Source organism: Methylobacterium sp. 275MFSha3.1, from assembly GCF_900108435.1.
GTDB lineage: Bacteria > Pseudomonadota > Alphaproteobacteria > Rhizobiales > Beijerinckiaceae > Methylobacterium.
In genome coordinates this window covers 185,025-208,216 of sequence record NZ_FNWP01000005.1, presented here as the reverse complement: position 1 = coordinate 208,216, position 23,192 = coordinate 185,025, and the positions used below count along the sequence as shown (strand labels likewise).

The window sequence follows — 23,192 nt, the reverse complement described above, 5'->3', positions numbered from 1 at the left end:
GTCAGGGACGCAGCGCGGCGGTCCCCGCGAAGGAGGCCAGCACGGCCGAGATCGCGGCGCTCCAGCCGGCGAGCGACACGCCCAGCACTCGGAGCGCGGCCACCGAGCAGTCGACCACCTTCGTGGTCTGCAGGCTGTTGAGGAAGTCGCCGACCTGGCCCGGATTGGCGCCGGTGCCGCCGCCGCAATCGGCGGGTCCCGGCCAGAAGCCCCATTCCGCGCCAGCGTGGTAGACCCCGATCCCGGCCCCGTAGAGCAGGCCGAGGGCCGCGAGCCCGAGGGCGATCCGCGCCAAACGCTCCGGCAGGAACAGGGCCAGCAGACCCAGCGGCACGGCGGCGTAGTAGGGCAGCCGCTCGGTCAGGCAGAGCTTGCACGGCGCGTAGCCGTATCCGTACTGGAGGACGAGCGCGGCCCCGACGGTGAGCGCGGAGGCGATCGCGAGCCAGAGGCCAGCGGTCTTGAGGCGCAGGGCAGCCGCCGTGTTCATCGCTACAGGATCACCTTGAAGAGCAGGAAGCCGAGGACGATGACGGCGACGGAGATCGCCGCGACCGCGTTCAGGTGCCGGTCGAGCACGCCGCGGATCTGGACACCGTAGCGGCCGAGCAGTCCGGCGAGAATGAAGAAGCGGGCGCCGCGGGTCACGATCGACAGGATCGTGAACCAGAACAGGCTGTAATGCGCGAAACCCGACGTGATCGTCACGAGCTTGTAGGGGATCGGCGTGAGCCCCTTCAGCAGGATCACCCAGTGGCCGTAGCGCGCGTAGGAGTCCTGGAAGGTGGCGGCCGAGTTCTGCAAGCCGTAGAGGCGGATGAGCCACTCACCGACTGAGTCGAACAGCAGGGCTCCGATGGCGTAGCCGACCAGACCGCCGAGGACCGAGGCGACCGTCGTGATCGTGGCGTAGAACCAGACCCGATCCGGCCGGGCGACCGCCATCGGGACGAGCATCACGTCCGGTGGAACCGGAAAGAAGGAGCTTTCGGCGAAGGCCACGGCACCGAGCGCGTAGGGCGCGGACGGCCGGTCACTGAGGGCCAGGATCCACGCGTAGAGCCGGCGGAGCATTCAAGGTCCCGGATTATGAGATCGGCCGCCCTTTGAGCATAGGCGCCCCGCCTTGGCCAGATCGCTGACCGACGCAAAACAACACTTGGCCGGAGCCGCCGACCTATGCGAAGAGCGCTGGCACGCGGGTATGGCGGAATTGGTAGACGCGGGCGACTCAAAATCGCCAGCCGCAAGGCGTGGGGGTTCGATTCCCTCTACCCGCACCACGGCGCCACCGATCACCGCGGGACTTCGCCGGACAGCCGGACCGTATCCGCGTCGCGTACACCGATCCCGTCCATGACAAGCGCGATTCCGTCGCTCTGACGCCGCGTGGCTCGGCCCCTATCTTCGCCCTCACGCGGCGGCGGGGCCGGTCGTTCAGACGGGGCAGGGGCGTGAACGAGCAAGGAATTGTCGCGGTCCTCGGAGCCGGCATGGCAGGCGCGGCCGCCGCGCGCCGGCTGGCCGAGGCGGGCTTCCGCGTCCGGGTCTTCGACAAGGGGCGCGGGGTCGGGGGACGCATGGCGACCCGGCGGGTCGGTGAGATGCAGTTCGACCACGGCGCGCAATTCATGCGTGCGCGCGGGCCCGCCTTCGCGGCCGAGCTCGGCCGGTGGACGCGGCTGGGCATCGTTGCGCCCTGGGCCGGCTCCGACCGCCATGTCGGCGTGCCGGGCATGACGGAGCCCGTCCGCGCCCTGCTCTCGGACCTTCCGGTATCGAGCGCGACGACCGTCGTGCGGCTTCGACGGCAGGGAGCGCGCTGGCACCTCGAGGACGCGGCCGGCACCATGCACGGCCCGTTCGACGCCGTCGCGATCACCTTCCCGGCCCCTCAGGTCACGACGCTGCTCGAGGCATCGGGCGTCGCGTTGCCCGGTGTCCGGCGCGCCACCTATGCGCCGTGCTGGTCGCTCATGGTGGCAACGGAGACGCGACCGCGGGATGTCCTCGTCCAGCCTGGGACCGATCTGATCAGCCTGATCGCGCACGATTCCGCGAAGCCCGGGAGGCCTGCCGGCTCGCGGCTCACGGTGCACGCGACGCCCGCCTGGTCCCGCGGACATCTCGAGGCCCCGCGCGAGGCGGTCATCGCCGCGCTTCTCGGAGCGGCCGAGGACGTCCTCGGCGCCACGCTCCGGCCGTCCCACGCGGAGGCACATCGCTGGCGCTACGCCCAGGTCGAGACCGCCCTGGAGCAACCCTGCCTGTACGATCCGGACCTGCGTCTCGGGGCAGGCGGGGATTGGTGCCTCGGCGCCCGGATCGAGGCGGCCTACGACAGCGGTCAGGCACTGGCCCGGTGCCTCCTGGCCGATCTGGGCCGGCCCGCGTGATCCCGCCGATTGCCTTCCATCCGGCCTACGAGGCGCCGCTCCCGTCAGGCCACCGGTTCCCGATGCGCAAGTACGGCCTGCTCGCCGAGACCTTGGTCGCCAAGGGTCTGGCGCCCCTAGGCTTCGTCACGCCGGAGCCCGCCAGTGCCGAGATCCTGCTACGCGCCCACGATCCGGCCTACGTGGACGCGGTGCTCGCCTGCGATGTCGGCCGGGACATTGAGCGGGCGATCGGCTTGCCGGTCGACGCCGCCCTTGTCCGCCGCTCCCGCGCCTCGGTGGGCGGCACCCTCTTGGCCGGGCGCCTCGCCCTCGCGGAAGGCCTCGCGGGCAGCGCCGCCGGCGGCAGCCACCACGCGCGGCGCCGGCAGGGCGCCGGTTTCTGCGTGCTGAACGATGTCGCGGTGGCGGCCCGCACCCTCCAGGCCGAAGGTCTGGTCCGGCGCGTCCTCGTGGTCGACCTCGACGTGCATCAGGGCGACGGGACCGCGGACTGCCTCGCCCTCAGTCCCGACCTGTTCACGCTCTCGATCCATTGCGAGAACAACTACCCGGCCCAGAAGATCGCCGGCGACCTCGACATCGGTCTGCCCGACCGGCTCGACGACGCCGCCTATCTCGATGTCCTGCGCGCCCGCCTGCCGCCGCTCCTCGACGCGTTCGCGCCGGATCTCGTCTTCTATAACGCGGGCGTCGATCCCCATCGGGACGACCGTCTCGGCCGTCTCTGCCTCACCGATGACGGACTGCTCGCCCGCGATCGCTACGTCTTGGCGCAGGCCCGCGCCCGTGGGATCGCGCTCGCCGCGGTGATCGGCGGCGGGTACACGCACGATGTCGAGGCCCTGGCGCGCCGTCACGCCCTGGTCTTCGAGGCGCTGGCCGCCGAGGCGGCCGCGGGATCGACGCTCGCGTGAGATGCTGCGCGGGAAATCTGCGCGAGTTCTCAGGGTGAGACCGGATTGCATCACGCGACGGTCGATATGCAGTCCTCGGGTTCACGGGAAAGGTTTTGGGAAGGGCTCCGGTCGAGGATGCGGGGCAGGCGGATTGATGAGGCGGATCCGCTGCTCGCACTCGATGACGCCGTTGGGGATCGACCATGCTCGCGCGGGTCTGGGACGTGGTGAAGGCGACGCTGGCGGTGTCGGCCCTGATCGCCGCCGCCCTCGTCTCGGCGGACAAGCTCGATCGCCAGAGATCACAACCGGTCGCCGGCGCGGCTCTGGTCGAGCCTGCGACGACCGGTGCGATCGCACCGGCGATACGTCCGTGACGTCAGCGGCCCCTCACTCCGCGGCCGCGAACCTGCGTCAGATTGAAACAAGCACGACGGGATATCTTTTCCGGCCTCGGCGTTCTCGCCGGACGCCGAGGCTTGGCCGCTCGCGGCCCCGATCCGCTCAGGAGACATCCTTGATGAAGTCCGCCACTTTCGCCCTCCTCGCGGTTCTCGTCGGCACGGCACCCGCGCTCGCGGAGACCGGCGCGGAACGGGCCGCCTGCACGCCGGACGTGATGCGCCTGTGCGCCGCCCAGATCCCGAACGCGGGGGCGATCACACTCTGCCTCCGCGAGAAGCGGGTGTCGCTGAGCGGTGCGTGCCGGACGGTGGTCGACCGGTCCGATCGGCCGGCTCGCGAGATCGCGAACCGCCGATAGCGCGACACCTCGGCAACCTGCCACGAGCGGCCGGGCCTCGCCGGTGAAGTGCCGACCGCGACGACGCGGCGGCGATCGCGCTGTGAACCGGTCGCGCAGGCGCGGTCAGGCCGCCTGCGGAGGCGCGCATCGCGCGAAGGTCAGGGGGCGCGGCCCGCACGCTCTGCCGTGTCTGCTCGGCCCGACCGGACGGCCCGCCGTCGGTGTCTTCAGGCGGAGCGCTCGAACGCCGCCACGTAGGCCGCGGCGTCGCGGGCGACGTCGGCCGCCGCCTTCCCGGGCCGGTAAAGATTGGACCCGAGGCCGAATCCGTCGGCGCCCGCCTGCCGCCAGCCCGCGATGGTCTCGGGCAAGACTCCGCCGACGGCCAGAACCCGCGTGTCCGGCGGAAGGACCGCGCGATGCGCCCGGAGCGCCAGGGGCGTCGCGACATCCGCCGGGAACAGCTTCAGCGCGGTTGCTCCCGCCGCCAGGCACGCGAAAGCCTCCGTGGGCGTCTGATAGCCCGGAAGGGAGACAAGGCCCGCCGCGACGGTGGCGCCGATGACGGCCGGATCGGCGTTTGGCGATACCACGAGGGTTCCGCCAGCAGCGGCGACCTCGCCGACCTGAGTCGGCGTCAGGACCGTGCCGGCCCCGACCAGCGCCCGCCCGGCGAGGCGCTCGGCGAGCGTCGCGATGCTCCGGAGCGGGTCCGGCGAGTTGAGGGGCACCTCGACGAGGGTGAACCCGGCTCCGACCAGCGCCTCCCCCACGGCGGGTGCCTCGTCCGGCGTGAGCCCCCGCAGGATGGCGACGAGGGGGCAGGCCGCGAAGGCCGCCTCGAACCGGTCGAGGATGGTCATGCCCGCAGACTCCAGATGGCGTGGATACCGGCCGTGGTTGAACCGTCCGGCACGATCACCGGATCCCCGCCCGCTTCGGTGATGGCGGCGGCGTAGAGTGCCCCGAGGCGGCCGCCGCCGAGGAGATGGACCGGGCGCCGCCGGAGGTCGTCCCGGGTGCCGATATCGGCGCCGATCAGGATCCCGCTGGCATGGGCCGCCGCGTCCTCCGGGGCGAGCCGGTCGAGCAGGAGGCCGGAGCGGACCTCGAACAGGGTGGCGGCGAGATTGCGGGACGCGAGGCCGCGCCGGACACCCGCGCGGAAGGGGGCCCCATCCCCGACCGTGCCGTCGAGCGTCCCGGCCAGGATCCCGTGTGCCCGCAGGAGGGCGAAGAGTTCTCCGGTCATCACGGTGGTGAAATCCGTGATGGCCCCGTCGACGGTCTCGATCCACTTGTTGTGCGTACCGGGCTGGCAGAACAGGGCCGTCGCCGGCACCGCGCCCGCTCCGATCGCCCCGAAGACCTGGATCTCCTCGCCCCGCATCACGTCGGGGCGGCCTCCGCCCCGCAGGGCGACGCCGGGGACGATCCGGACGCCCGGGGCGGGCTCGAGGCAGGCTTCGGCCAGGGCGGTGAGGGTGGCCGGCGCGGCCACGTAGGGCGCCGCCTGCCAGCCCCGGTTGGAGCCGATCATGCCGACGGCGATGATGAGGTCAGCGCCCAGTCGCGCGCGCAGGGCCGCGATCTCCGCCGGATAGGCGTCGGGCGTCAGGGCGAGGACGCCACGCTCGTCGTGCAGGCTGTCGAGAATGACGCCCGCTTCCGAGACGGAGAAGGCCCGCCGGTTCGTCGTGCCCCAGTCGACGGCGATGTAGGCCGGGCGATCGCCCATGCCGAAACCTCTCAGAAGAGCCACGCGAAGAATTGTCTGAGTTAAGTGCGGCGCGCGGCGTGGTCAAGTTCTGTCCGGCGGCCGTCGTGACACGGAGGGCGACTGATATCACTCCCGGGGGATTGTCGCGCCGCCACGAGCGTTTGCGATGGACTGCACGGCTGCGGATCGGCGATATGGCGGCAAGAAATCGAACCCGGGAGGGACACGCTTGGCACGGGATGTAATCCTGGCGACCGATGGCCTGACGATGGAATTCCGCGGATTCCGGGCCGTCAACGGCGTGGCGTTGCAGGTCGAGCGCGGCACCATCCACGCCCTCATCGGGCCGAACGGAGCCGGCAAGACCACCTGCTTCAACCTCCTGACGAAGTTCCTGATCCCGACCGCGGGGACGATCCGCTACAAGGACCGCGACATCACCGGCCTGAAGGCCGCGGACGTCGCCCGTCTCGGGCTCGTGCGCTCCTTCCAGATCTCGGCCGTGTTCCCGCACCTCACGGTGATGGAGAATGTCCGCATCGCCCTCCAGCGGCGGCGTCGCGGCGATTCCTTCGACTTCTGGCGGCCCGAGCGGGTCCTGCGCGCGCTCAACGGCGAGGCGCTCGCCCTCGTCGAGGCGGTGGGCCTCTCCGACTTCGCCGACGTGCTCGCGGTCGAGCTGTCCTACGGGCGCAAGCGCGCGCTCGAGATCGCCACGACCCTCGCCCTCGATCCGGAGATGCTGCTCCTCGACGAGCCGATGGCCGGCATGGGCCACGAGGACGTCGAGCGCACGGCCCAACTCATCCGCCGGGTCTCGAAGGACCGCACCATCCTGATGGTGGAGCACAACCTCTCGGTGGTCGCCTCGCTGTCGGACCGGATCACCGTGCTGGCCCGCGGGCAGGTGCTGGCCGAGGGCGACTACGCCACGGTCTCGAAGGATCCGCGCGTGGTCGAAGCGTATATCGGGGCGGGACATGCCTGAGGCGGCTCTGAAGACACCTCCGGCGGCCGCGACCGACGCGCTGCTGACCGTCCGCGGCCTCGAGGGCTGGTACGGCGAGAGCCACGTCCTCCACGGCATCGACATCGACGTGCGCGCGGGCGAGGTGATCACGCTCCTCGGCCGCAACGGCGCGGGCAAGACGACGACCCTCCGGGCGATCATCGGGATCCTCGGCAAGCGCTCGGGCTCGATCGTCTACGACGGCGTCGAGACGGTCCGGATGGCCTCGCGCAACATCGCCCGGCTCGGGATCGGCTACGTGCCGGAGGAGCGCGGCATCTTCGCGAGCCTGACGGTCCACGAGAACCTGATGCTGCCGCCGCGGGTGAAGCCCGGCGGCATGTCGGTGGCCGATATCCACACGCTGTTCCCGAACCTCAAGGAACGCGCCGGCAGCCAGGGCACCAAGCTCTCGGGCGGCGAGCAGCAGATGCTGGCGATCGGGCGCATCCTGCGCACCGGCGCCAAGCTGATCCTGCTCGACGAGCCCACGGAAGGTCTCGCGCCGGTCATCGTCCAGCAGATTGGCCGGACGATCCAGCAATTGAAGACTCAGGGCTACACCATCGTCCTGGTGGAGCAGAATTTCCGCTTCGCCCAGACTTTGGCGGACCGGCACTTCGTGATCGAGCAGGGGCGGGTGGTCGACATGATCCCCAATGCCGAGCTTGACGCCAATATCGACAAGCTGCACGCCTATCTCGGCGTCTGAATTTCGCACGCGAAAACCGTAGAAGCGCCAGAAAACGGCGACCCGATACTCGGCCGGCGGAGATCCGCCGCGCCGCTGGAGGATGGAAACGAAAATGCTCGGACGCATCGCCCGGCCCGTGACCCTCGCCGCCCTCGCCGGCGCCCTGATGATGGGCACCGCAGCCGCGCAGACGAACGTGAAGATCGGCATCCTGGGCGACCGCTCGGGCGCCTACTCGGATATCAGTGGCGAGGGCTCGGTCGTGGCCGCGAAGCTCGCGGTCGAGGATTTCAAGCCCGAGCAGCACGGGCTGAAGGTCGAGATCGTCTCGGCCGACCACCAGAACAAGCCGGATGTCGGCGCGGCCATCGCCCGGCAATGGTACGACCGCGACGCCGTCGACATGATCACGGACGGCGTGACGTCCTCGGTGGCGCTGGCGATCAGCCAGGTCACCAAGGAGAAGAACAAGGTCTTCATCGATACCGGTGCCGGCACCGCCGACCTCACCGGCCCGCAATGCACGCCGAACACCATCCACTGGGTCTACGACACGGTGGCGCTCGCCAACGGCACCGGCGGCGCGATGGTCAAGCGCGGCGGCAACACGTGGTTCTTCCTGACCGCCGACTACGTCTTCGGCCAGACCCTCCAGCGCGACACCAGCACGGTCATCACCAAGAACGGCGGCAAGGTCGTCGGCTCGGTGAAGACGCCGTTCCCGACCTCCGACTTCTCGTCCTTCCTGCTGCAGGCGCAGGGGTCGGGCGCCAAGGTGATCGGGCTGGCCAATGCCGGCACCGACACGATCAACGCGATCAAGCAGGCGGGCGAGTTCGGCATCACCGAGGGCGGCCAGGCGCTCGCCGGCCTCCTGGTCTTCTCGTCGGACGTGCACTCGCTGGGCACCAAGGTGGCGCAGGGGCTGGTGCTCACCGAGCCGTTCTACTGGGACCTGAACGACCAGACCCGCGCCTTCTCGGATCGGTTCGCCAAGCAGATGAAGAACGGCTCGAAGCCGACCGCGAACCACGCGGGCGTCTACTCGGACGTGCTCCACTACCTGAAGGCGGTGGCCGAGACGAAGTCGACCGCCGACGGCGCCGCCACGGTCGCCAAGATGAAGGCGATGCCGACGGACGATCCGCTGTTCGGCAAGGGCGTGATCCGCGCGGACGGCCGCAAGATCCACGACATGTACCTGTTCGAGGTCAAGAAGCCCGCCGAGTCGAAGGGCGAGTGGGACCTCTACAAGAAGCTCGAGACCATCCCGGGCGACCAGGTCTTCCGGCCGCTCAACGAGGGCAACTGCCCCCTGGTGAAGGGCTGACGGTGGGTTCGGGGCGCGGAGACCGGCCATGACCACGATCTTCGGTGTGCCGACGCAGGCCCTGTTCGGTCAGCTCCTGCTCGGCCTGATCAACGGCTCGTTCTACGCGATCCTGTCGCTCGGGCTCGCGATCATCTTCGGGCTCCTGAACATCATCAACTTCGCCCACGGCGCGCTCTACATGATGGGCGCGTTCGTGGCCTGGATGCTGCTCACCTATGTCGGTCTCGGCTACTGGTGGGCGCTGGGGCTCGCACCGCTCGTGGTGGGCGCCTTCGGCATCGTGCTGGAGCGGGTGCTCATCGCCCGGCTCTACAAGCTCGACCACCTCTACGGCCTGCTGCTGACCTTCGGTCTCGCGCTGATCATCCAGGGCCTGTTCCGCAACCAGTACGGCGTGTCGGGCCTGCCCTACGCGATCCCGGCCGAGTTGTCCGGCGGCCAGCGCCTGCCCTTCATGTTCCTGCCGAACTACCGCGCCTGGGTGGTGGTCGCCTCGCTGACCGTCTGCATCGCGACGTGGCTCGTGATCGAGAAGACCAAGCTCGGCGCCTATCTGCGCGCCGCAACCGAGAACCCGACCCTGGTCCAGGCGTTCGGGGTCAACGTGCCGCTGTTCCTGACGCTGACCTACGGGTTCGGCGTCGCGCTCGCGGGTTTCGCCGGGGTGCTCGCTGCGCCGATCTACTCGGTCAATCCCAACATGGGCGCCGACATCATCATCGTGGTCTTCGCCGTGGTGGTGATCGGCGGCATGGGCTCAATCATCGGCTCGGTGATCACGGGCTTCGCCCTGGGCCTCGTCGAGGGACTGACCAAGGTGTTCTATCCGGAGGCGTCCGCCACCGTGATCTTCGTGATCATGGTGCTGGTGCTGCTCGTCAAACCCGCCGGCCTGTTCGGGCGCACGGCCTGATCGCGATCTGAGGCACACCCATGGCCGACACCGCCGCCCTCGACGCCGCTCCGATCGCCGCCGCCGTGCCGACGAGTCGGGACGACAAGGCGCTCCACCGCCTCATCTTCGTGGGCATAGCGGTGCTGCTCGTCGTTGCACCGCTCGTCCTGTACCCCGTCTACCTGATGAAGGTGCTGTGCTTCGCGCTGTTCGCGCTCGCCTTCAACCTCCTGCTCGGCTACGGCGGCCTGCTCTCCTTCGGCCACGCCGCCTATTTCGGCATGGCGAGCTACCTCTGCGCGTACACGGCCAAGAGCCTGGGCTTCACGCCGGAGCTGGCGATCCTCGCCGGCACGGTCACGGCCGCCCTGCTGGGTCTGGTCTTCGGCGCCCTGGCGATCCGCCGGCAGGGCATCTACTTCTCGATGATCACCCTGGCGCTCGCCCAGATGGTGTTCTTTTTCTCCCTGCAGGCGAAGTTCACCGGCGGCGAGGACGGCATCCAGGCGGTGCCCCGCGGCAACCTGTTCGGCGCGATCAGCCTCGCCGACGACCGGGTCATGTACGCGGTGGTGGCCGTGGTCTTCATGGCTGGGATGCTGCTGATCTACCGGATCATCCACTCGCCGTTCGGGCAGGTGCTGAAGGCGATCCGCGACAACGAGCCGAGGGCGATCTCGCTCGGCTACCGCGCCAGCCAGTACAAGCTCGCGGTGTTCGTGCTCTCGGCGACCCTGGCCGGCCTCGCGGGCTCCACCAAGGCGATCGTGTTCCAGCTCGCCTCGCTCACCGACGTGCACTGGTCGATGTCCGGCGAGGTGGTGCTGATGACGCTCGTCGGCGGCATGGGGACGGTGTTCGGGCCGATCGTCGGCGCGCTGGTGATCGTCACGATGGAGACCTACCTGGCGCAGTTCGGTGCCTGGGTGACGATCATCCAGGGCTGCGTCTTCGTGCTCTGCGTGCTGCTGTTCCGCGAGGGCATCGTCGGCCTGATCGCCCGGCTGATCCGACGGCCGCTCTAGGACGCGGGATCCGGGGCGGGTGGCGGTTGCAGCGCGGCAACGCCCCCGTCGCGACCTGCAATGGCGGATCGGGGCTGCGACTTGTGGTGAGCTTTCGTTAACCAAGACTGCCCACGCTGACGGCTCCACGCTGTCAGGGCCACCATGACCCAGGACCGAACGCTCAGCATCGACGACCCGGCCCTCGACTGCCCGGTCGCACCGGACGTGGTCGGCCGCCTGATCAAGGCCGACCCGGACGGGGCCGCGCTTCTGCTCGACGGGATCCCGGAGGCGACGCGCGCCCGGCTCGCCGTCTGGCTCTACGGCCGCAGTCACACCCACGCGATCGGCGTCCGCGTCGCGGCGACCTGCGAGGGCCCGACCCTCCGGCGGACCGCGGGCCTCGTCGGGAACGTCCTCTACGACCTGTCCCGCCGTCCCGTGGCGGCGGCGAGCCACGGACCGCGCGGGGGCGCCGGCCGCATCTCCCTGGGCGGGTCGAAGCGCCGCGCCTGACGGGTCGGCACGACCGGCCGATTGGATCGCCGCCGCGCAGGGACTATCCTGCGCGCCGATGTCCTCCCTGTCCGCGCCGTCCGTCCGCCGCCTCGACCCCGTCCTCGTCGATCGCATCGCCGCGGGCGAGGTGGTCGAGCGCCCGGCCTCGGCCGTGAAGGAGCTGGTCGAGAACGCGATCGATGCCGGGGCCCGGGCGATCGAGGTCACCGTCGAGGCCGGGGGGCGCCGGCTGATCCGCGTGGTCGACGACGGCCGCGGCATGACGCCGGACGATCTCGACCTCGCGGTCGAGCGGCACGCCACTTCCAAGCTGCCGGGCGGCGACCTCACGGCGATCGACACCCTCGGCTTCCGCGGCGAGGCCCTGCCGTCGATCGGCGCGGTGTCGCGGCTCGCCATCGTCACCCGCACGCCCGAGGCCGAGGCGGGGGCGAGTCTGACGGTCGAGGCGGGGCTGAAGGGTCAGGTCCGCCCGGCCCCGGCCCAGCGCGGCACGCGGATCGAGGTGACCGAGCTCTTCGCCGCCACGCCGGCGCGGCTCAAGTTCCTGAAATCGGACCGGGCCGAGAACGCCGCCATCGCCGAGACGCTGCGCCGCCTCGCCGCGACGCAGCCGGGCATCCGCTTCACCCTGCGGGCCGATTCCGGCCAGCCCCTGGTCCTGCCGGCCGAGACCGGGGCCGAGGCGGAGCTGCGCCGGCTCGCGGCGGTGCTGGGGCAGGACTTCCTCGCCAACGCCCTGCCGGTCTCCCTGGCCCGGGAGGGCTTCGCGGTGGCCGGTCATGTCGGCCTGCCGACCTACCATCGCGGTGCGGCGACCCATATCCACCTCGCGGTCAACGGCCGGCCGGTCCGCGACCGGCTCCTGCTCGGGGCGATCCGCGGCGCCTACGCCGACACCCTCGCCTCCGACCGGCACCCGGTGCTCGGCCTCGCCGTCGCGTGCGACCCTGGCCTCGTCGACGTGAACGTCCACCCGGCCAAGACCGAGGTGCGCTTCCGCGAGCCGGGCCTCGTGCGGGCGCTGATCGTGAGCGCGATCAACGACGCCCTGCGCCGCGGCGGCGCCCGCTCGGCCACCACCGGCGCCGCGCGGACCCTCGACGCCCTGCGCCCGGCCGGGGCGCCGCTCGCCACCCACAGCGGCGCCACCGCGCCGAGCCTGTTCCGGCCGACGCGGCCGGGCCCCTTCCCGAGCGGTGCACCCTCGGTGGCAGCGCCGCCCGGCTACCGTTCCTCGGCGGCGTGGAGGCCGGCGCCGCAGCCGGCGCGGGTCGAGCCGACCGGCTTCGGCGAGGCCGCTCAGGCCGTCTGGGCCGGGCCCGAGCCCGAAGCCGTGGCGGCCCCGCCCCAGGCCGACACCCGCGTTGCCGCCGACGCTGTGGAGGCGCTCGATCATCCGCTGGGGGCCGCCCGCGCGCAGATCCACGAGACCTACATCCTCGCCCAGACCCGCGACGGCCTTGTGATCGTCGACCAGCACGCCGCCCACGAGCGCCTCGTCTACGAGCGGATGAAGACCGAGCGGGAGGCAGGCGGCATCGCCCGCCAGGGTCTCCTGATCCCGGACGTCGTCGAGATGAGCCCCGAGGAGGCCGACCGGCTGGTCGCGGCCGCCCCGGACCTCGACCGGCTGGGACTGTCCATCGAGGCGTTCGGGCCGGGGGCGGTGCTCGTGCGCGAGGTGCCGGCCGCGCTGATCGGCGCCTCGACGCGCAAGCTCGTCACCGACATCCTCGACGCCCTGGAGGCCAGCGGCGACGAGGAGGGCGGAGAGCCGGCGACCGAGGGCGGCCCGCTCGGGCGGCGCCTCGACGCGGTCCTGTCGCGCATGAGCTGCCACGGCTCGATCCGGGCCGGGCGACGCCTGCGGCCGGAGGAGATGAATGCCCTGCTGCGCGAGATGGAGGCGACGCCCAATTCCGGACAGTGCAACCACGGTCGCCCGACCTCGATCGAACTGAAGCTCGCTGACATCGAGCGGCTGTTCGGCCGCCGATGAGCGGGCAGGGGCTCCTTGCCGGCTGGCGGACCCGGCGGAGCCGGTCCACAACAGGGTCCGGCGCCGCGGCCTGAAGACTGGCGGCGCGTGCAGGGGAGGCGCAGAGCCATGACCGTTTTCGTCATCACCGGCGCGTTCCGGGTCGCCCTGCCGAGCGTCGCCGCGGCCCGCTGAGATGGCGAATCCGTTCGACCTCGCTGGCCGCCACGTTCTCGTCACCGGGGCCTCCAGCGGCCTCGGCCGTCACTTCGCTGGGACCCTAGCCCGCGCCGGCGCGCGCCTCTCGCTGGGCGCCCGCCGGGCCGACGCCCTCGCCGAGACCGTCGCCCGCGTCACGTCCGCGGGCGGGGAGGCCCACGCCGTCGTCATGGACGTCACCGATGCCGCGAGCGTTGAGCGGGCGCTCGACGCCGCCGAAGAGCGCTTCGGACCCGTGGCGGTGCTGGTGAACAACGCCGGCGTGACGGCGACGAAGCCGGCCCTCGACCTCGCGGAATCCGACTGGGACGCGGTGCTCGACACGAATCTCAAAGGCGTCTGGCAGGTCGCCCAGGCCACCGGCCGGCGCATGGTCCGGCACGGCGCGGGCGGCAGCATCGTCAACATCGCGTCGATCCTCGGGCTGCGGGTCACCGGCGGACTCGCGCCCTACGCCACCTCGAAGGCCGCGGTCGTCCAGCTCACCAAGAGCCTCGCGCTCGAGTGGGCCCGCTACGGGATCCGGGTGAACGCCCTCGCGCCGGGCTACATCAAGACAGAGCTGAACGACGCCTTCTTCGAGTCCGACGCCGGCCGGGCGCTGATCAGGCGCATCCCGCAGCGCCGGCTGGGCGAGGCCGCCGAACTCGACGGGCCGCTCCTGCTGCTGGCCTCGGAGGCCGGCGCCTACATGACCGGCAGCGTCCTGGCGGTCGACGGCGGTCACCTGGTCTCCGGCCTGTAGCGATCGCCCCGGACGGCTCCCTTCGCGGGGCGGGCGCGGGTCAGAGGGTCCGCGCCTGCTCGCGCAGGACGAATTTCTGGATCTTGCCGGTCGAGGTCTTCGGCAGCGGCCCGAACACCACCGTCTTCGGCACCTTGAACCGCGCCATGTGCTCGCGACAGAACGCGATCAACTCCTGGTCGCTCGGCACCGCTGCGCCGGGCTTCACCTCCAGGAACGCGCAGGGGCTCTCGCCCCAGGTCGGATCCGGCCGCGCCACGACGGCCGCCAGCATCACGGCGGGATGGCGCATCAGCACCTCCTCCACCTCCAGGCTGGAGATGTTCTCGCCGCCCGAGATGATGATGTCCTTCGCCCGGTCCTTGATCTCCACCGACCCGTCGGGATGCCAGACCGCGAGGTCGCCGGTCCGGTACCAGCCGCCGGCGAGGGCCTCCTCGGTCGCGCCCGGGTTGCCGAGGTAGCCCTTCATCACCGTGTTGCCGCGCAGGCGGATCTCGCCGACCGTCGTGCCGTCCCGCGGCACCGGCGCGTCGCTCGCGACGTCGGCGACGCTCACCGCCTCGAGCGTGGCCAGCGGCACGCCCTGGCGGGCCATGCGGGCGTGTCGCTCGGTGTCGGGGAGATCGGTCCAGTCCGGCTGCGCCAGACAGACCGTCGCGGGGCCGTAGCTCTCGGTGGCGCCGTAGAGGTGCGTCACCTGGAAGCCGAGCTCCTCCATGGTGCGGATGATCGTCGAGGACGGCGCCGCGCCGCCGACCGCGCAGCGCACGCGCTGGGGGAACGGCACGCGGTCCTGGGCCGGGGCGTGCGCGATCATCGAGAGGACGATTGGGGCGCCGCACAGATGCGTCACCCCGTGCTCGGCGATCAGCCTGAAGATCGCTGCCGGCTCGACCTTGCGCAGGCAGACCTGCGTGGCGCAGGCCGCGACGCTCGCCCAAGGGTAGGACCAGCCGCTGCAGTGGAACATCGGCAGCGTCCAGAGATACACGCTCTCGCCGGTCAGGCCGAACGTGACGGCGTTGCCGAGCGCCTGGAGATAGCCGCCGCGATGGCTGTAGACGGCGCCTTTGGGATCGCCGGTCGTCCCCGACGTGTAGAGCAGGCAGAGCGACTGCCACTCGTCCTCCGGGCCGTGCCAGGCGTAGTCCGGATCGCCCTCGGCCAGCAGATCCTCGTAGGGCAGGGCCCCGTCGATCCCGGTCGCGCCGATCGCCACGACGAGGACCGGCTCGGCGAGTTCCGCGAGCGCCCGCGCGGCCAGCGCGGCGTACTCGGCCTCGACGAGGAGCGCCCGGGCGCCCCCGTGCCGCAGCGAGAACGCGATCGTCGCCGCGTCGAGGCGCGTGTTGAGCGGGTTCAGCACCGCGCCGAGCATCGGCACGGCGAAGTGCGCCTCGATCATCTCCGGGACGTTCGGCGCCAGGATCGCCACGGTGTCGAGTGGCCCGACCCCCTGGGCCGCGAGGCCCGCGGCGAGGCGCCGGCAGCGCGCGTAGAGGTCCGCGTAGGTGAGGCGGCGGTGGCCGTCGATCACGGCGATCCGCCCCCCCGCCGCGGCGGCGGCCCGCGCCAGCAGGCTGACGGGGGTCAGCGGGACGTAGTTGGCCGGCCGGCGGGCGAGCCCGGCCTCGAACGGATGAGAGCCCGTCTCGCGGACCTCGGTCTGGGTCGGACGGGTGTCCGTCATCGTGCAGCCTTCTGATCGGGCGGCGGGCGTGGCGTGCGCTCCGCGCGACGAAGATTTCGCCGCCGTCGTGCCTGTCAATCGCGGCCACCGTGACAATGTGGGCCGCGCGCGGATTCTGTTACAGCGCCCTGTTGACGGGAGATCGCCCCTGGCGGATGCCCGTATTCCAGCCACGCGCCGTCGGGACCGCGTGCGACCGGCCCATCTGCGGGAGACGATTGTGGGGAACGACAACCTGCCGGCGATCTCCGGGGAGACCGGCCGCGCCGCGATGGAGGGCGGCGTCGCCCGGGCGCGCGAGGCGTACGAGCGCTTCGCCGAGGCGGGCGAGATGGCGCTGAACGCCTTCGAAGCCTCGATGGCGCAGAGCTTCGAGGGCTGGCGCGCGGTGATGGGCTCCAGCCGCGAGACCGCGCACCAACTCACCGACAGCAACGTGGCCGGCGCCCGCCGGGTGCGCGAGCAGTGGGACGCCGCCGGAGCCCGCCTCTACAACGCCTTCGAGGACAACGCGGTTCACGCCATGGCGGCGATGCGCGAGATCGGCCACCGGATGCTCGTGGCCTCCGACACCAATGTCCGCGCGAGCCTCGACTTCGCGGACCGCGTCGCCAAGGCGGCAGATGCCCGCGAGGTCGCGGCGCTGAACATCGCGTTCCTGCAGGAGCAGGCGCGCCGGCTGACCGACCAGATGGTCGACCTCCATCAGACGACCGGCCGTCTCGCCCGCGAGGCCGCCGCGCGCACGGAGACCCCGTGACGGCCGTCACCGCGGCGCCCGCTCCCGGACCTGAGGCGATGCCGCGGCTCGACGACCTGAGCCGCGCCGACGTGCCGTTCCGGACTGGCCATTTCCAGGCCTACGCGCCCCACGACTTCCACCGCATCGCCTACGTGGAATGGGGTGACCCGGACAGCCCGCACGTCGTCGTCTGCGTCCACGGTCTCAGCCGCCAGGGCCGCGATTTCGACGCCCTCGGCTATCGCCTCGCGAAGCTCGGGTACCGGGTGATCTGCCCGGACCTGCCCGGGCGCGGCCTCAGCGGATGGCTGAAGGACCCGGAACTCTACGGCCTGCCGCAATACGCCGCCGACATGGCCGCGCTCATCGCCCATCTCCGGGTCCCCGGGAAGATCGACTGGGTGGGCACGTCTCTCGGCGGCCTGACCGGCATGGTCCTGGCCGCGGCCGCCCGCACCCCGATCCGCCGGATGGTGATCAACGATATCGGCCCGTTCCTGCCCTGGGCGCCCATCCGCGAGATCGGGTCGCGCCTGCGGGACGCGCCCCGGCTGCACCATAACCTCGCCTCGGGCGAATCGCGTCTGCGCACGGTGCTGGGCGCGTTCGGCCCGCTCACCGACGAGCAGTGGCGCCACATCGCCAAGCACAGCTTCTTCCAGGAGCCCAACGGCGGCTGGCGGCCCCACTACGATCCCGGCATCGGAGACGCCTTCCGACCGGGCCGCGTCTACAGCGTGAGCATGTGGCGCGACTGGGACGCGATCACCTGTCCGGTCCTGCTGCTCCGCGGCGAGCACTCGGAACTCCTCCTCGCCTCGACGGCCGACGAGATGACGCGCCGGGGACCGCCGACGCGCCGCGTCGAGATTCCCGATTGCGGCCACGCGCCCGCGTTGCTCGACGACGACCAGTTGCGAATCGTCCTCGATTGGCTCGGCCCGGCGGCGTGATTCCGTCGCCGGCGCGCGCCACCGAGCCCTGAGTCGACCGTTTGCTGTCGTACGGATTTCACTGGGATCGGCCCGGCGGGCCCAACGCGGCGCAGGCAACCCGATATCGCCCGGCAGTGTTCGAGAGTGAAATTTTAGCTGATCTCGCTCACTTATATTTGATCGGGCCCGGTATTTGAGTTGTTCTCGCGGCTGGCACTGGAGGGCCCAAATTGCGGTCTTCCGGACCTAAGATTTCGAGAGCGTAACCATTCGTTGCACGCGCGGCTGACCTGTGGCACTAACAGATGTCAGGTCTGGATCTTGGCCGCGCAATGTTGCACCTGTCGGTTGTGATTGGCGCCCTGGATCCGGGCGAGCAAGCCTGCAGACAGCATGAACATCCGGACTACCCACTATGGCGAACCCAACCCCCAAGCCGAAGCAGACCACAGCCATCGATCACGGGGTCGGCAGCCGCATCGCGTTCCTTCGGGCGGCGAATGGACTGAGCCAGTCCGCGCTGGCCAGCGCGCTGGGCGTCAGCTTCCAGCAGGTCCAGAAGTACGAGACCGGCAAGAACCGCGTCGGTGCCGGCCGCCTGCAGGCGATCGCCGAGCGGCTCGGCGTTCCGGTCTCGAGCTTCTTCGAGCCCGAGCCCGAGGCGACGACGGATAGCGGTCCCGCTCTGCTGCGCGTCGCCGGCGCCGTCGAACTGCTCCGGGCCTACAATCAGATCGCCGACGATCAGATGCGCCGCGACGTGCTCTCCCTCGTCAAATCCGCGGCGCGGATCGGTCAGACCAAGACGTCGGACGGCGCGGCACCGCAGGCGGGCGGCGCTCCGCGCAACTCCTGACATCCGGGCCTTGCCCGGCGCCGATCCGGCGCCGTGCGGTCCCTGCAGGCGGGATCATGGACTCTCTCCCGACGCGTGTGACCCACCTGCTCGCCGACCTGCCGCTCCGGGCGGACGACGAGATCGTGTCGGTCCTGGTCTCCGAGCCGGGCCTGCGGGTGGAGCGCATCGTCTCGACCGGTCAGGCGAGCCCGCCGGGATTCTACTACGACCAGCCGGATACCGAGTGGGTCGCCGTCCTGACGGGCGCGGCCGACCTTCGGTTCGCCGACGAGGCGGAGGCCCGTCGCCTCGTCGCGGGTGACGCCGTGCTGATCGCGCCGCATCGTCGGCACCGGGTGGAGTGGACCGACTCACCCACCGTTTGGCTGGCGATCCATTTCGGGTCTCAGGTCGGCGCTACGGATACGGCTTCGCGCGATCGGGACTAAGCACGATTCAGGCGGCGAATCGGGCGATCGCCACGGCCGTATCCCCGTAGACGCGCCGCTCCAGTTCCGCGAAGCCGGCCGGCCAGACGACCTGCGCGGCCTCGACCTCCTCGACGACGATGAGAGCCCCGGGCGCCAGCCAGGCGCCCTCGGCGGCGCTTTTCAGGGCGCGCGGCGCGAGATCACGGCCGTAGGGCGGATCGCAGAAGACCAGCGAGAAGGTGCCCGCCGTTGAGGCCGGGCCGAGACGGGTCGCGTCCCGCCGAAACAGGCGCGTCACGCCTTCGGCACCCAGGGCCTCGATGTTCTCGCGGATCACCGCGCGCGCCTCTGCGCCCTCGTCGACGAGGAGGGCGTAGGCGGCGCCCCGCGAGAGCGCCTCGAAGCCGAGGGCACCCGTACCGGCGAACAGGTCGAGGACCCGGGCGCCGGTGACGGCGTCGTCGTAGGCGTGGGCGAGCACGTTGAACAACGATTCCCGCAGGCGGTCCGATGTCGGCCGAATGGCGTCGGTGCGCGGCGTGGCGAGCCTGCGGCCCCGCCACGCGCCGCCGACGATCCTCACCGCGTCCCGCGCGGCGGCCGGCCGCCGCCGGGCTTGGCGCCCCCGCGCGGTGCACCGGGACGAGCACCAGGACGACCGCCCGTCTCCGACCCGCCCGCGGGTCCGTTGCGCCGACCCTGGCCAGCCCCCTTGCCGGCGAAACCGCCAGGCTTGCCGCCGGGGCGGCTTCCGCCGGGACGCGCACCCCCGGTCTTCGGGCCACCGAACGCGGGCTTGCCCCCAGCGGCAGCGGGCTTCTGGCCGCGGAAGCCGCCCGGTTTCCGCGACGCGCCCTCCGCCGGCCCGGCGTCGAACGGTCGGTCGCGCCGGCCCCCGGGCTTGCCCCCGCGCTCGTCGAATCGCCGCTCGTCCCGCGGAGCCTCGCTCCGCGCGCTCTCGCGGCGCGGGCGCTCATCGTCGCGGCGCTCATCGCGCCGACCGGCGGGGCGCTCCTGCCGGTCCGGCATCCCCCGGTCGGCGAAGCGGCGCTTCGGCTTGGCGACGGGCTCGGGCTCCGCCGGCGTTGCGGACAGGCGCTCGACGACGACCCGGCGGTCGCCGGCCCGGATCGAGCCGACGCGCTCGCGGCCGCGTTCTGCCGCGGCCGCCTGCGCGGCCCGGGGATCCGCGCCGCGCCGGGGAATGCGCGTCCCCCGCGTCTTGGCCGCGTCCTCGTCGCGCCACGCGGAGTTGCGCGGTCCGGGACCGGCGCCCCCGGTCGAGACGCGCGGCGCCGGCGCGGGACGCGCCGCATTGCGCCGGGAAGATGCCGGCTGCGCCGATTGGGCGTCCCGATCCGCCGGGCGGGTGCCACCGAACGGCGAGATCGGCTCGCGGACCGGACTGTCGAAATCCACGCCGGCCTGCTCGGCGAGGCTCTTGCCGAGCTGATCCTTGAGGACGCGGGTCCGCACCTCCTCGACCAGGCCGACTTCCAGGTCGCCGAGCTGGAACGGCCCGAAGGAGAGCCGGATCAGCCGGTTCACCGACAGCCCGAGATGCTCGAGGATGCGCTTGACCTCGCGATTCTTGCCCTCGCGCAGGCCGAGCGTCAGCCAGACGTTATCGCCCTGGACGCGGTCGAGGGTCGCCTCGACGGGGCCGTACTCCATCCCGTCGATGGTGACGCCCTTGGATAGCCGGTCGAGTTGCGCCTGATCGGTGTCGCCGTGGGCGCGGACTCGGTAGCGGCGAAGCCAGCCCGTGTCGGGATGCGCGATCACCTTGGCGAGCCCGCCGTCATTGGTGAGCAGCAGCAGCCCCTCGGTGTTGATGTCGAGCCGTCCGACCGCCACGACCCGGGGCAGATCCTCCGGGAGCACGTCGAACACCGTCTGGCGGCCCTCCGGGTCCCGGGCGGTCGTCACCACGCCCCGCGGCTTGTGGAAGATCCACAGGCGGCTGCGCTCCCGCGACGGCATCGGCTCGCCGTCGATCAGGATCCGGTCGTTCTCGGTGACGTTGCGGGCCGGGGATGTCAGCGTCTCGCCGTTGACGCTGACGCGTCCGGCCAGGATCACCGTCTCGGCGTCGCGCCGCGAGGCGACGCCGGCCCGTGCCATCGCCTTCGCGATGCGCTCGCCGGGCGGCGTCTCGATCAGGGCTTCGGCGTCCGCGGACGCTTCGGGACCTGGCTCCGGCTGCGGCTCTAACAGAGGCTCCGCCTGCGGGGCGGGCTGCGGCTTGGCCTTCCGCGCCGTCTTCTTCGCGGCAGAACTGGCAGGCCGCTCGGTGTCGGCATCGGCACGGCCCGCATCGGTGGGCGGTGCCCAGCTCTCGGTGCGCGCTGACTCGGGGGCCGGACGGGCGGTCCCCTCCGGCTTATCGTCGTTCGGCAAGTCGCTCATGCCTGCCGCTTATCAGAGCCGGTTCCGACAGGCGAGACGGGTTGTGCACCGGTGCGAGTCGCCTCAACGCGAAGAGGCGGCCCGTCGGGACCGCCTCGAAGACTTGGATGGCGGGTCGAAGACCCGCATTCGTCAGAGTCTCGGCGAGCGCCCGCGCATCACGCCGAACACGGCGGAGATCAGGAACAGCGCGATCGCCACGAAGAAGACGATCTTGGCCGCCTCCATCGCCGTGCCGGCGATGCCGCCGAAACCGAGGAGCGCCGCCACGAGAGCGACGACGAGAAACGTGACAGCCCAGCCGATCATGGCATCCTCGCGTTATTCGGGTCGGTTCAGTTCTGGAACCCGCCCGAGGCGGGTTCCGTTCCGGTCGCGCTCGACGATCAGAGCTTGTCGGTGGCGGACTTCACCGCGCTCTTGGCGTCGCCGACGGTGCCCTGGGCCTTGCCCTTGAGTTCCTGGGCGGCACCTTCGGCCTTGAGCTTGTCGTTACCGGTCACGTCGCCGATGCCCTGCTTGGCCTTGCCGACGGCCTCGTTGGCGACGCCCTTGATCTTGTCGGTGGTGCTGCTCATGGCGTTGTCCTCTTGTTCGATCTGCGGCGGCGCCGCACTGGTTCCTGAAACGGTCACGGTCGGCGGAATGTTCCAGGCCTTAACATTGACTTGGGTCAGGCTAGCCCGCCGCCCTGGGTCCGTCGCGTCAGTGGGATGAGAACAGCTTGGCTGCCGATCCGATCCATCCGGCGCGGGCGGAAACGTCCGGACCGCTGACCGCGCTCGATCACGCTTTCGCGGCCGCCCGCGCCGCGGCCGCTGCCGGGGAGGTCCCGGTCGGCGCCGCGGTGGTCCGGGACGGGGTTATCCTGGCGGTGGCGCATAATCGGCCGCGCGAATTGCACGACCCGACGGCGCACGCGGAGATCCTGGCGATCCGCGCGGCCTGCGCGGCCCTCGGCACCGAGCGCCTCGTCGGCTGCGATCTCTACGTCACCCTGGAGCCGTGCCCGATGTGCGCGGGCGCGATATCCTTCGCGCGCATCCGGCGGCTCTACTACGGCGCGGCCGATCCGAAGGGGGGTGGGGTCGAGCACGGGCCGCGCGTCTTCGATCAGCCGACCTGCCACCACGTGCCCGAGGTCTACGGCGGGTTCCGCGAGCGCGAGGCGGCCGATCTGCTCCGGGCGTTCTTCGCGCAGCGCCGCGACTGACGCGGGGCGGGCGTACAGGTTCCCAACGGCCCTGGGCGGGTCAGCAGAGGAGGAGAGGATGATCCCGACCTATTCCAGAGCCCTGATCGTCGGGGCGGGCTCCGGCCTCAGCGCATCGCTGGCGCGCCTGTTCGCGGCCGACGGCATGACGATCGGCCTCGCCGCCCGGAACGTCGACAAGCTCGCCGCACTGGCGGAGGAGACGGGCGCGGCGGTCCATGCCTGCGACGCCAGCCGGCCCGCTGAGGTCGAGGCGCTGTTCGCCCGCCTGGAGCCCGCGCTCGGTGGTCCGCCGGACGTCGTCGTCTACAACGCGAGCGGTCGTCTCCGCGGCCCGGTCGCCGATCTCGACCCGGACGCGGTCGCCCAGGCGCTGATGGTGTCCGCGTATGGCGGTTTCCTCGTGGCGCAGGCCGCGGCGCGCCGCATGCTGCCGCATCGCCACGGCGCGATCCTGCTCACCGGCGCCTCGGCGAGCGTGAAGGGCTTCGCGGGATCGGCCCCGTTCGCGATGGGGAAGTTCGCGCTGCGGGGACTGGGTCAGAGCCTCGCCCGGGAATTGCAGCCCCACGGGATCCACGTCGCGCACATCGTGATCGACGGCGCCATCCGCAATCCGGCGCGCGGCGGCGAGCCGCCGGAGGCCCCCGACAGCCATCTCGATCCCGACGCCATCGCCAGGGCCTATCGCGACCTCCTGCGCCAGGATCGGAGCGCCTGGACCTCCGAACTGGAACTGCGTCCCTGGACGGAGCGGTTCTGAGGCCGC

27 protein-coding genes and 1 tRNA gene are annotated in these 23,192 nt (G+C 71.4%); 19 read left to right on the top strand and 9 right to left on the bottom strand.

The annotated features are described in order from the left end of the window. Position 1 precedes the first annotated feature (1 nt). The gene (locus BLW78_RS07405; protein ID WP_020091425.1) at positions 2-490 is read right to left on the bottom strand and encodes a disulfide bond formation protein B; all 489 of its coding nucleotides are present in this window, start codon (positions 488-490) and stop codon (positions 2-4) included. A 2-nt stretch (positions 491-492) separates the two neighbouring features. Continuing rightward, positions 493-1,074 (bottom strand): YqaA family protein, encoded by a 582-nt coding sequence (locus tag BLW78_RS07400; protein ID WP_056522002.1) that lies wholly within the window; start codon positions 1,072-1,074, stop codon positions 493-495. A 124-nt stretch (positions 1,075-1,198) separates the two neighbouring features. Between BLW78_RS07400 and BLW78_RS07395 the strand changes: the two genes are divergently transcribed. The 5 genes from BLW78_RS07395 (at position 1,199) to BLW78_RS07380 (ending at position 4,058) form a co-directional block, all read left to right on the top strand. Then, a tRNA-Leu gene (locus BLW78_RS07395) sits at positions 1,199-1,283 on the top strand. Positions 1,284-1,454: 171 nt separating this feature from the next. Further along, entirely contained in the window at positions 1,455-2,396 is a 942-nt protein-coding gene (locus tag BLW78_RS07390; RefSeq protein WP_280142452.1) for an NAD(P)/FAD-dependent oxidoreductase, read from the top strand. Beyond that, positions 2,393-3,313: a histone deacetylase family protein gene (locus BLW78_RS07385; protein WP_170855113.1), complete on the top strand. Its 921-nt coding sequence runs from the start codon at positions 2,393-2,395 to the stop codon at positions 3,311-3,313. The genes BLW78_RS07390 and BLW78_RS07385 overlap by 4 nt, the downstream gene beginning before the upstream one ends. Before the next feature lie 185 nt (positions 3,314-3,498). Beyond that, positions 3,499-3,672 carry a hypothetical protein gene (locus BLW78_RS31310; protein ID WP_165923050.1) on the top strand — a complete coding sequence of 58 codons (174 nt, stop codon included), beginning with the start codon at positions 3,499-3,501 and terminating at the stop codon, positions 3,670-3,672. 143 nt (positions 3,673-3,815) lie between these two features. Beyond that, positions 3,816-4,058, top strand: a complete 243-nt coding sequence (locus tag BLW78_RS07380; protein ID WP_091678070.1) for a hypothetical protein — start codon at positions 3,816-3,818, stop codon at positions 4,056-4,058. A gap of 209 nt (positions 4,059-4,267) precedes the next feature. Here the strand turns inward: BLW78_RS07380 and BLW78_RS07375 are convergent, their stop codons facing one another. Further along, positions 4,268-4,903, bottom strand: a complete 636-nt coding sequence (locus tag BLW78_RS07375) for a 2-dehydro-3-deoxy-6-phosphogalactonate aldolase (protein WP_091678067.1) — start codon at positions 4,901-4,903, stop codon at positions 4,268-4,270. After that, positions 4,900-5,778, bottom strand: coding sequence for a 2-dehydro-3-deoxygalactonokinase (locus BLW78_RS07370; RefSeq protein WP_091678065.1), 879 nt, complete (start codon positions 5,776-5,778; stop codon positions 4,900-4,902). Before BLW78_RS07370 ends, BLW78_RS07375 begins: the two co-directional genes overlap by 4 nt. A 211-nt stretch (positions 5,779-5,989) precedes the next feature. Between BLW78_RS07370 and BLW78_RS07365 the strand changes: the two genes are divergently transcribed. The 8 genes from BLW78_RS07365 (at position 5,990) to BLW78_RS07330 (ending at position 14,162) form a co-directional block, all read left to right on the top strand. After that, positions 5,990-6,748 (top strand): ABC transporter ATP-binding protein, encoded by a 759-nt coding sequence (locus BLW78_RS07365; protein ID WP_026604669.1) that lies wholly within the window; start codon positions 5,990-5,992, stop codon positions 6,746-6,748. Next, positions 6,741-7,481: an ABC transporter ATP-binding protein gene (locus tag BLW78_RS07360; RefSeq protein WP_042674624.1), complete on the top strand. Its 741-nt coding sequence runs from the start codon at positions 6,741-6,743 to the stop codon at positions 7,479-7,481. The genes BLW78_RS07365 and BLW78_RS07360 overlap by 8 nt, the downstream gene beginning before the upstream one ends. Before the next feature lie 94 nt (positions 7,482-7,575). Beyond that, positions 7,576-8,793: an ABC transporter substrate-binding protein gene (locus tag BLW78_RS07355; RefSeq protein ID WP_020091435.1), complete on the top strand. Its 1,218-nt coding sequence runs from the start codon at positions 7,576-7,578 to the stop codon at positions 8,791-8,793. Positions 8,794-8,821: 28 nt separating this feature from the next. Then, positions 8,822-9,709, top strand: coding sequence for a branched-chain amino acid ABC transporter permease (locus BLW78_RS07350; RefSeq protein WP_043380394.1), 888 nt, complete (start codon positions 8,822-8,824; stop codon positions 9,707-9,709). Between the two features lie 20 nt (positions 9,710-9,729). Next, positions 9,730-10,716, top strand: coding sequence for a branched-chain amino acid ABC transporter permease (locus tag BLW78_RS07345; RefSeq protein WP_020091437.1), 987 nt, complete (start codon positions 9,730-9,732; stop codon positions 10,714-10,716). Between the two features lie 144 nt (positions 10,717-10,860). Beyond that, complete coding sequence (locus BLW78_RS07340) at positions 10,861-11,214, top strand: hypothetical protein (protein ID WP_020091438.1); 354 nt, start codon at positions 10,861-10,863, stop codon at positions 11,212-11,214. A 58-nt stretch (positions 11,215-11,272) separates the two neighbouring features. Continuing rightward, the gene (mutL, locus tag BLW78_RS07335; RefSeq protein ID WP_091678062.1) at positions 11,273-13,219 is read left to right on the top strand and encodes a DNA mismatch repair endonuclease MutL; all 1,947 of its coding nucleotides are present in this window, start codon (positions 11,273-11,275) and stop codon (positions 13,217-13,219) included. Positions 13,220-13,394: 175 nt separating this feature from the next. After that, a complete protein-coding gene (locus BLW78_RS07330) occupies positions 13,395-14,162 on the top strand; it encodes an SDR family NAD(P)-dependent oxidoreductase (protein WP_091678059.1) in 768 nt (255 codons plus the stop codon). Positions 14,163-14,202: 40 nt separating this feature from the next. Here BLW78_RS07330 and BLW78_RS07325 read toward each other — a convergent pair whose 3' ends face one another. Next, complete coding sequence (locus BLW78_RS07325) at positions 14,203-15,855, bottom strand: AMP-binding protein (RefSeq protein ID WP_091678056.1); 1,653 nt, start codon at positions 15,853-15,855, stop codon at positions 14,203-14,205. 220 nt (positions 15,856-16,075) lie between these two features. Between BLW78_RS07325 and BLW78_RS07320 the strand changes: the two genes are divergently transcribed. The 4 genes from BLW78_RS07320 to BLW78_RS07305 all read left to right on the top strand — a co-directional run bounded on the left by BLW78_RS07320 (position 16,076) and on the right by BLW78_RS07305 (position 18,819). Continuing rightward, the gene (locus BLW78_RS07320; RefSeq protein ID WP_091678054.1) at positions 16,076-16,615 is read left to right on the top strand and encodes a phasin family protein; all 540 of its coding nucleotides are present in this window, start codon (positions 16,076-16,078) and stop codon (positions 16,613-16,615) included. Continuing rightward, the gene (locus tag BLW78_RS07315; RefSeq protein ID WP_091678051.1) at positions 16,612-17,550 is read left to right on the top strand and encodes an alpha/beta fold hydrolase; all 939 of its coding nucleotides are present in this window, start codon (positions 16,612-16,614) and stop codon (positions 17,548-17,550) included. The genes BLW78_RS07320 and BLW78_RS07315 overlap by 4 nt, the downstream gene beginning before the upstream one ends. Positions 17,551-17,947: 397 nt before the next feature. Next, positions 17,948-18,388 (top strand): helix-turn-helix domain-containing protein, encoded by a 441-nt coding sequence (locus BLW78_RS07310; RefSeq protein ID WP_056521969.1) that lies wholly within the window; start codon positions 17,948-17,950, stop codon positions 18,386-18,388. Positions 18,389-18,444: 56 nt separating this feature from the next. Continuing rightward, positions 18,445-18,819 carry a cupin domain-containing protein gene (locus BLW78_RS07305; RefSeq protein WP_091678048.1) on the top strand — a complete coding sequence of 125 codons (375 nt, stop codon included), beginning with the start codon at positions 18,445-18,447 and terminating at the stop codon, positions 18,817-18,819. A gap of 7 nt (positions 18,820-18,826) precedes the next feature. Here the strand turns inward: BLW78_RS07305 and rsmD are convergent, their stop codons facing one another. From rsmD to BLW78_RS07285, 4 genes are all read right to left on the bottom strand, one after another. Beyond that, positions 18,827-19,384 carry a 16S rRNA (guanine(966)-N(2))-methyltransferase RsmD gene (rsmD, locus tag BLW78_RS07300; protein ID WP_091678045.1) on the bottom strand — a complete coding sequence of 186 codons (558 nt, stop codon included), beginning with the start codon at positions 19,382-19,384 and terminating at the stop codon, positions 18,827-18,829. Next, on the bottom strand, positions 19,381-21,210 hold the full coding sequence (locus BLW78_RS07295) for a pseudouridine synthase (RefSeq protein WP_091678042.1): 1,830 nt from the start codon (positions 21,208-21,210) through the stop codon (positions 19,381-19,383). The genes rsmD and BLW78_RS07295 overlap by 4 nt, the downstream gene beginning before the upstream one ends. A gap of 132 nt (positions 21,211-21,342) precedes the next feature. After that, the gene (locus tag BLW78_RS07290; protein ID WP_012317097.1) at positions 21,343-21,519 is read right to left on the bottom strand and encodes a DUF1328 domain-containing protein; all 177 of its coding nucleotides are present in this window, start codon (positions 21,517-21,519) and stop codon (positions 21,343-21,345) included. Positions 21,520-21,596: 77 nt separating this feature from the next. Beyond that, a complete protein-coding gene (locus BLW78_RS07285) occupies positions 21,597-21,788 on the bottom strand; it encodes a CsbD family protein (RefSeq protein ID WP_020091448.1) in 192 nt (63 codons plus the stop codon). A 146-nt stretch (positions 21,789-21,934) separates the two neighbouring features. On the opposite strand from BLW78_RS07285, the gene BLW78_RS07280 reads away from it, so the two are divergent. Together BLW78_RS07280 and BLW78_RS07275 are read left to right on the top strand one after the other, a co-directional pair. Continuing rightward, positions 21,935-22,423 carry a nucleoside deaminase gene (locus tag BLW78_RS07280; protein ID WP_020091449.1) on the top strand — a complete coding sequence of 163 codons (489 nt, stop codon included), beginning with the start codon at positions 21,935-21,937 and terminating at the stop codon, positions 22,421-22,423. A 58-nt stretch (positions 22,424-22,481) separates the two neighbouring features. Further along, positions 22,482-23,186, top strand: coding sequence for an SDR family oxidoreductase (locus BLW78_RS07275; RefSeq protein WP_091678040.1), 705 nt, complete (start codon positions 22,482-22,484; stop codon positions 23,184-23,186). Positions 23,187-23,192: the final 6 nt, after the last annotated feature.

Excerpts from the sequence above, each read along its gene's own strand:
- BLW78_RS07400 (WP_056522002.1), bottom strand. The coding sequence starts at position 1,074 with ATGCTCCGCCGGCTCTACGCGTGGATCCTGGCCCTCAGTGACCGGCCG.
- BLW78_RS07405 (WP_020091425.1), bottom strand. The coding sequence starts at position 490 with ATGAACACGGCGGCTGCCCTGCGCCTCAAGACCGCTGGCCTCTGGCTC.
- BLW78_RS07310 (WP_056521969.1), top strand. The coding sequence starts at position 17,948 with ATGGCGAACCCAACCCCCAAGCCGAAGCAGACCACAGCCATCGATCAC.
- BLW78_RS07355 (WP_020091435.1), top strand. The coding sequence starts at position 7,576 with ATGCTCGGACGCATCGCCCGGCCCGTGACCCTCGCCGCCCTCGCCGGC.
- BLW78_RS07275 (WP_091678040.1), top strand. The coding sequence starts at position 22,482 with ATGATCCCGACCTATTCCAGAGCCCTGATCGTCGGGGCGGGCTCCGGC.
- BLW78_RS07340 (WP_020091438.1), top strand. The coding sequence starts at position 10,861 with ATGACCCAGGACCGAACGCTCAGCATCGACGACCCGGCCCTCGACTGC.
- BLW78_RS07345 (WP_020091437.1), top strand. The coding sequence starts at position 9,730 with ATGGCCGACACCGCCGCCCTCGACGCCGCTCCGATCGCCGCCGCCGTG.
- BLW78_RS07360 (WP_042674624.1), top strand. The coding sequence starts at position 6,741 with ATGCCTGAGGCGGCTCTGAAGACACCTCCGGCGGCCGCGACCGACGCG.
- BLW78_RS07330 (WP_091678059.1), top strand. The coding sequence starts at position 13,395 with ATGGCGAATCCGTTCGACCTCGCTGGCCGCCACGTTCTCGTCACCGGG.
- BLW78_RS07290 (WP_012317097.1), bottom strand. The coding sequence starts at position 21,519 with ATGATCGGCTGGGCTGTCACGTTTCTCGTCGTCGCTCTCGTGGCGGCG.
- mutL (WP_091678062.1), top strand. The coding sequence starts at position 11,273 with ATGTCCTCCCTGTCCGCGCCGTCCGTCCGCCGCCTCGACCCCGTCCTC.
- BLW78_RS07285 (WP_020091448.1), bottom strand. The coding sequence starts at position 21,788 with ATGAGCAGCACCACCGACAAGATCAAGGGCGTCGCCAACGAGGCCGTC.
- BLW78_RS07375 (WP_091678067.1), bottom strand. The coding sequence starts at position 4,903 with ATGACCATCCTCGACCGGTTCGAGGCGGCCTTCGCGGCCTGCCCCCTC.
- BLW78_RS07350 (WP_043380394.1), top strand. The coding sequence starts at position 8,822 with ATGACCACGATCTTCGGTGTGCCGACGCAGGCCCTGTTCGGTCAGCTC.
- BLW78_RS07380 (WP_091678070.1), top strand. The coding sequence starts at position 3,816 with ATGAAGTCCGCCACTTTCGCCCTCCTCGCGGTTCTCGTCGGCACGGCA.
- BLW78_RS07305 (WP_091678048.1), top strand. The coding sequence starts at position 18,445 with ATGGACTCTCTCCCGACGCGTGTGACCCACCTGCTCGCCGACCTGCCG.
- BLW78_RS07370 (WP_091678065.1), bottom strand. The coding sequence starts at position 5,778 with ATGGGCGATCGCCCGGCCTACATCGCCGTCGACTGGGGCACGACGAAC.
- BLW78_RS07325 (WP_091678056.1), bottom strand. The coding sequence starts at position 15,855 with ATGACGGACACCCGTCCGACCCAGACCGAGGTCCGCGAGACGGGCTCT.
- BLW78_RS31310 (WP_165923050.1), top strand. The coding sequence starts at position 3,499 with ATGCTCGCGCGGGTCTGGGACGTGGTGAAGGCGACGCTGGCGGTGTCG.
- BLW78_RS07295 (WP_091678042.1), bottom strand. The coding sequence starts at position 21,210 with ATGAGCGACTTGCCGAACGACGATAAGCCGGAGGGGACCGCCCGTCCG.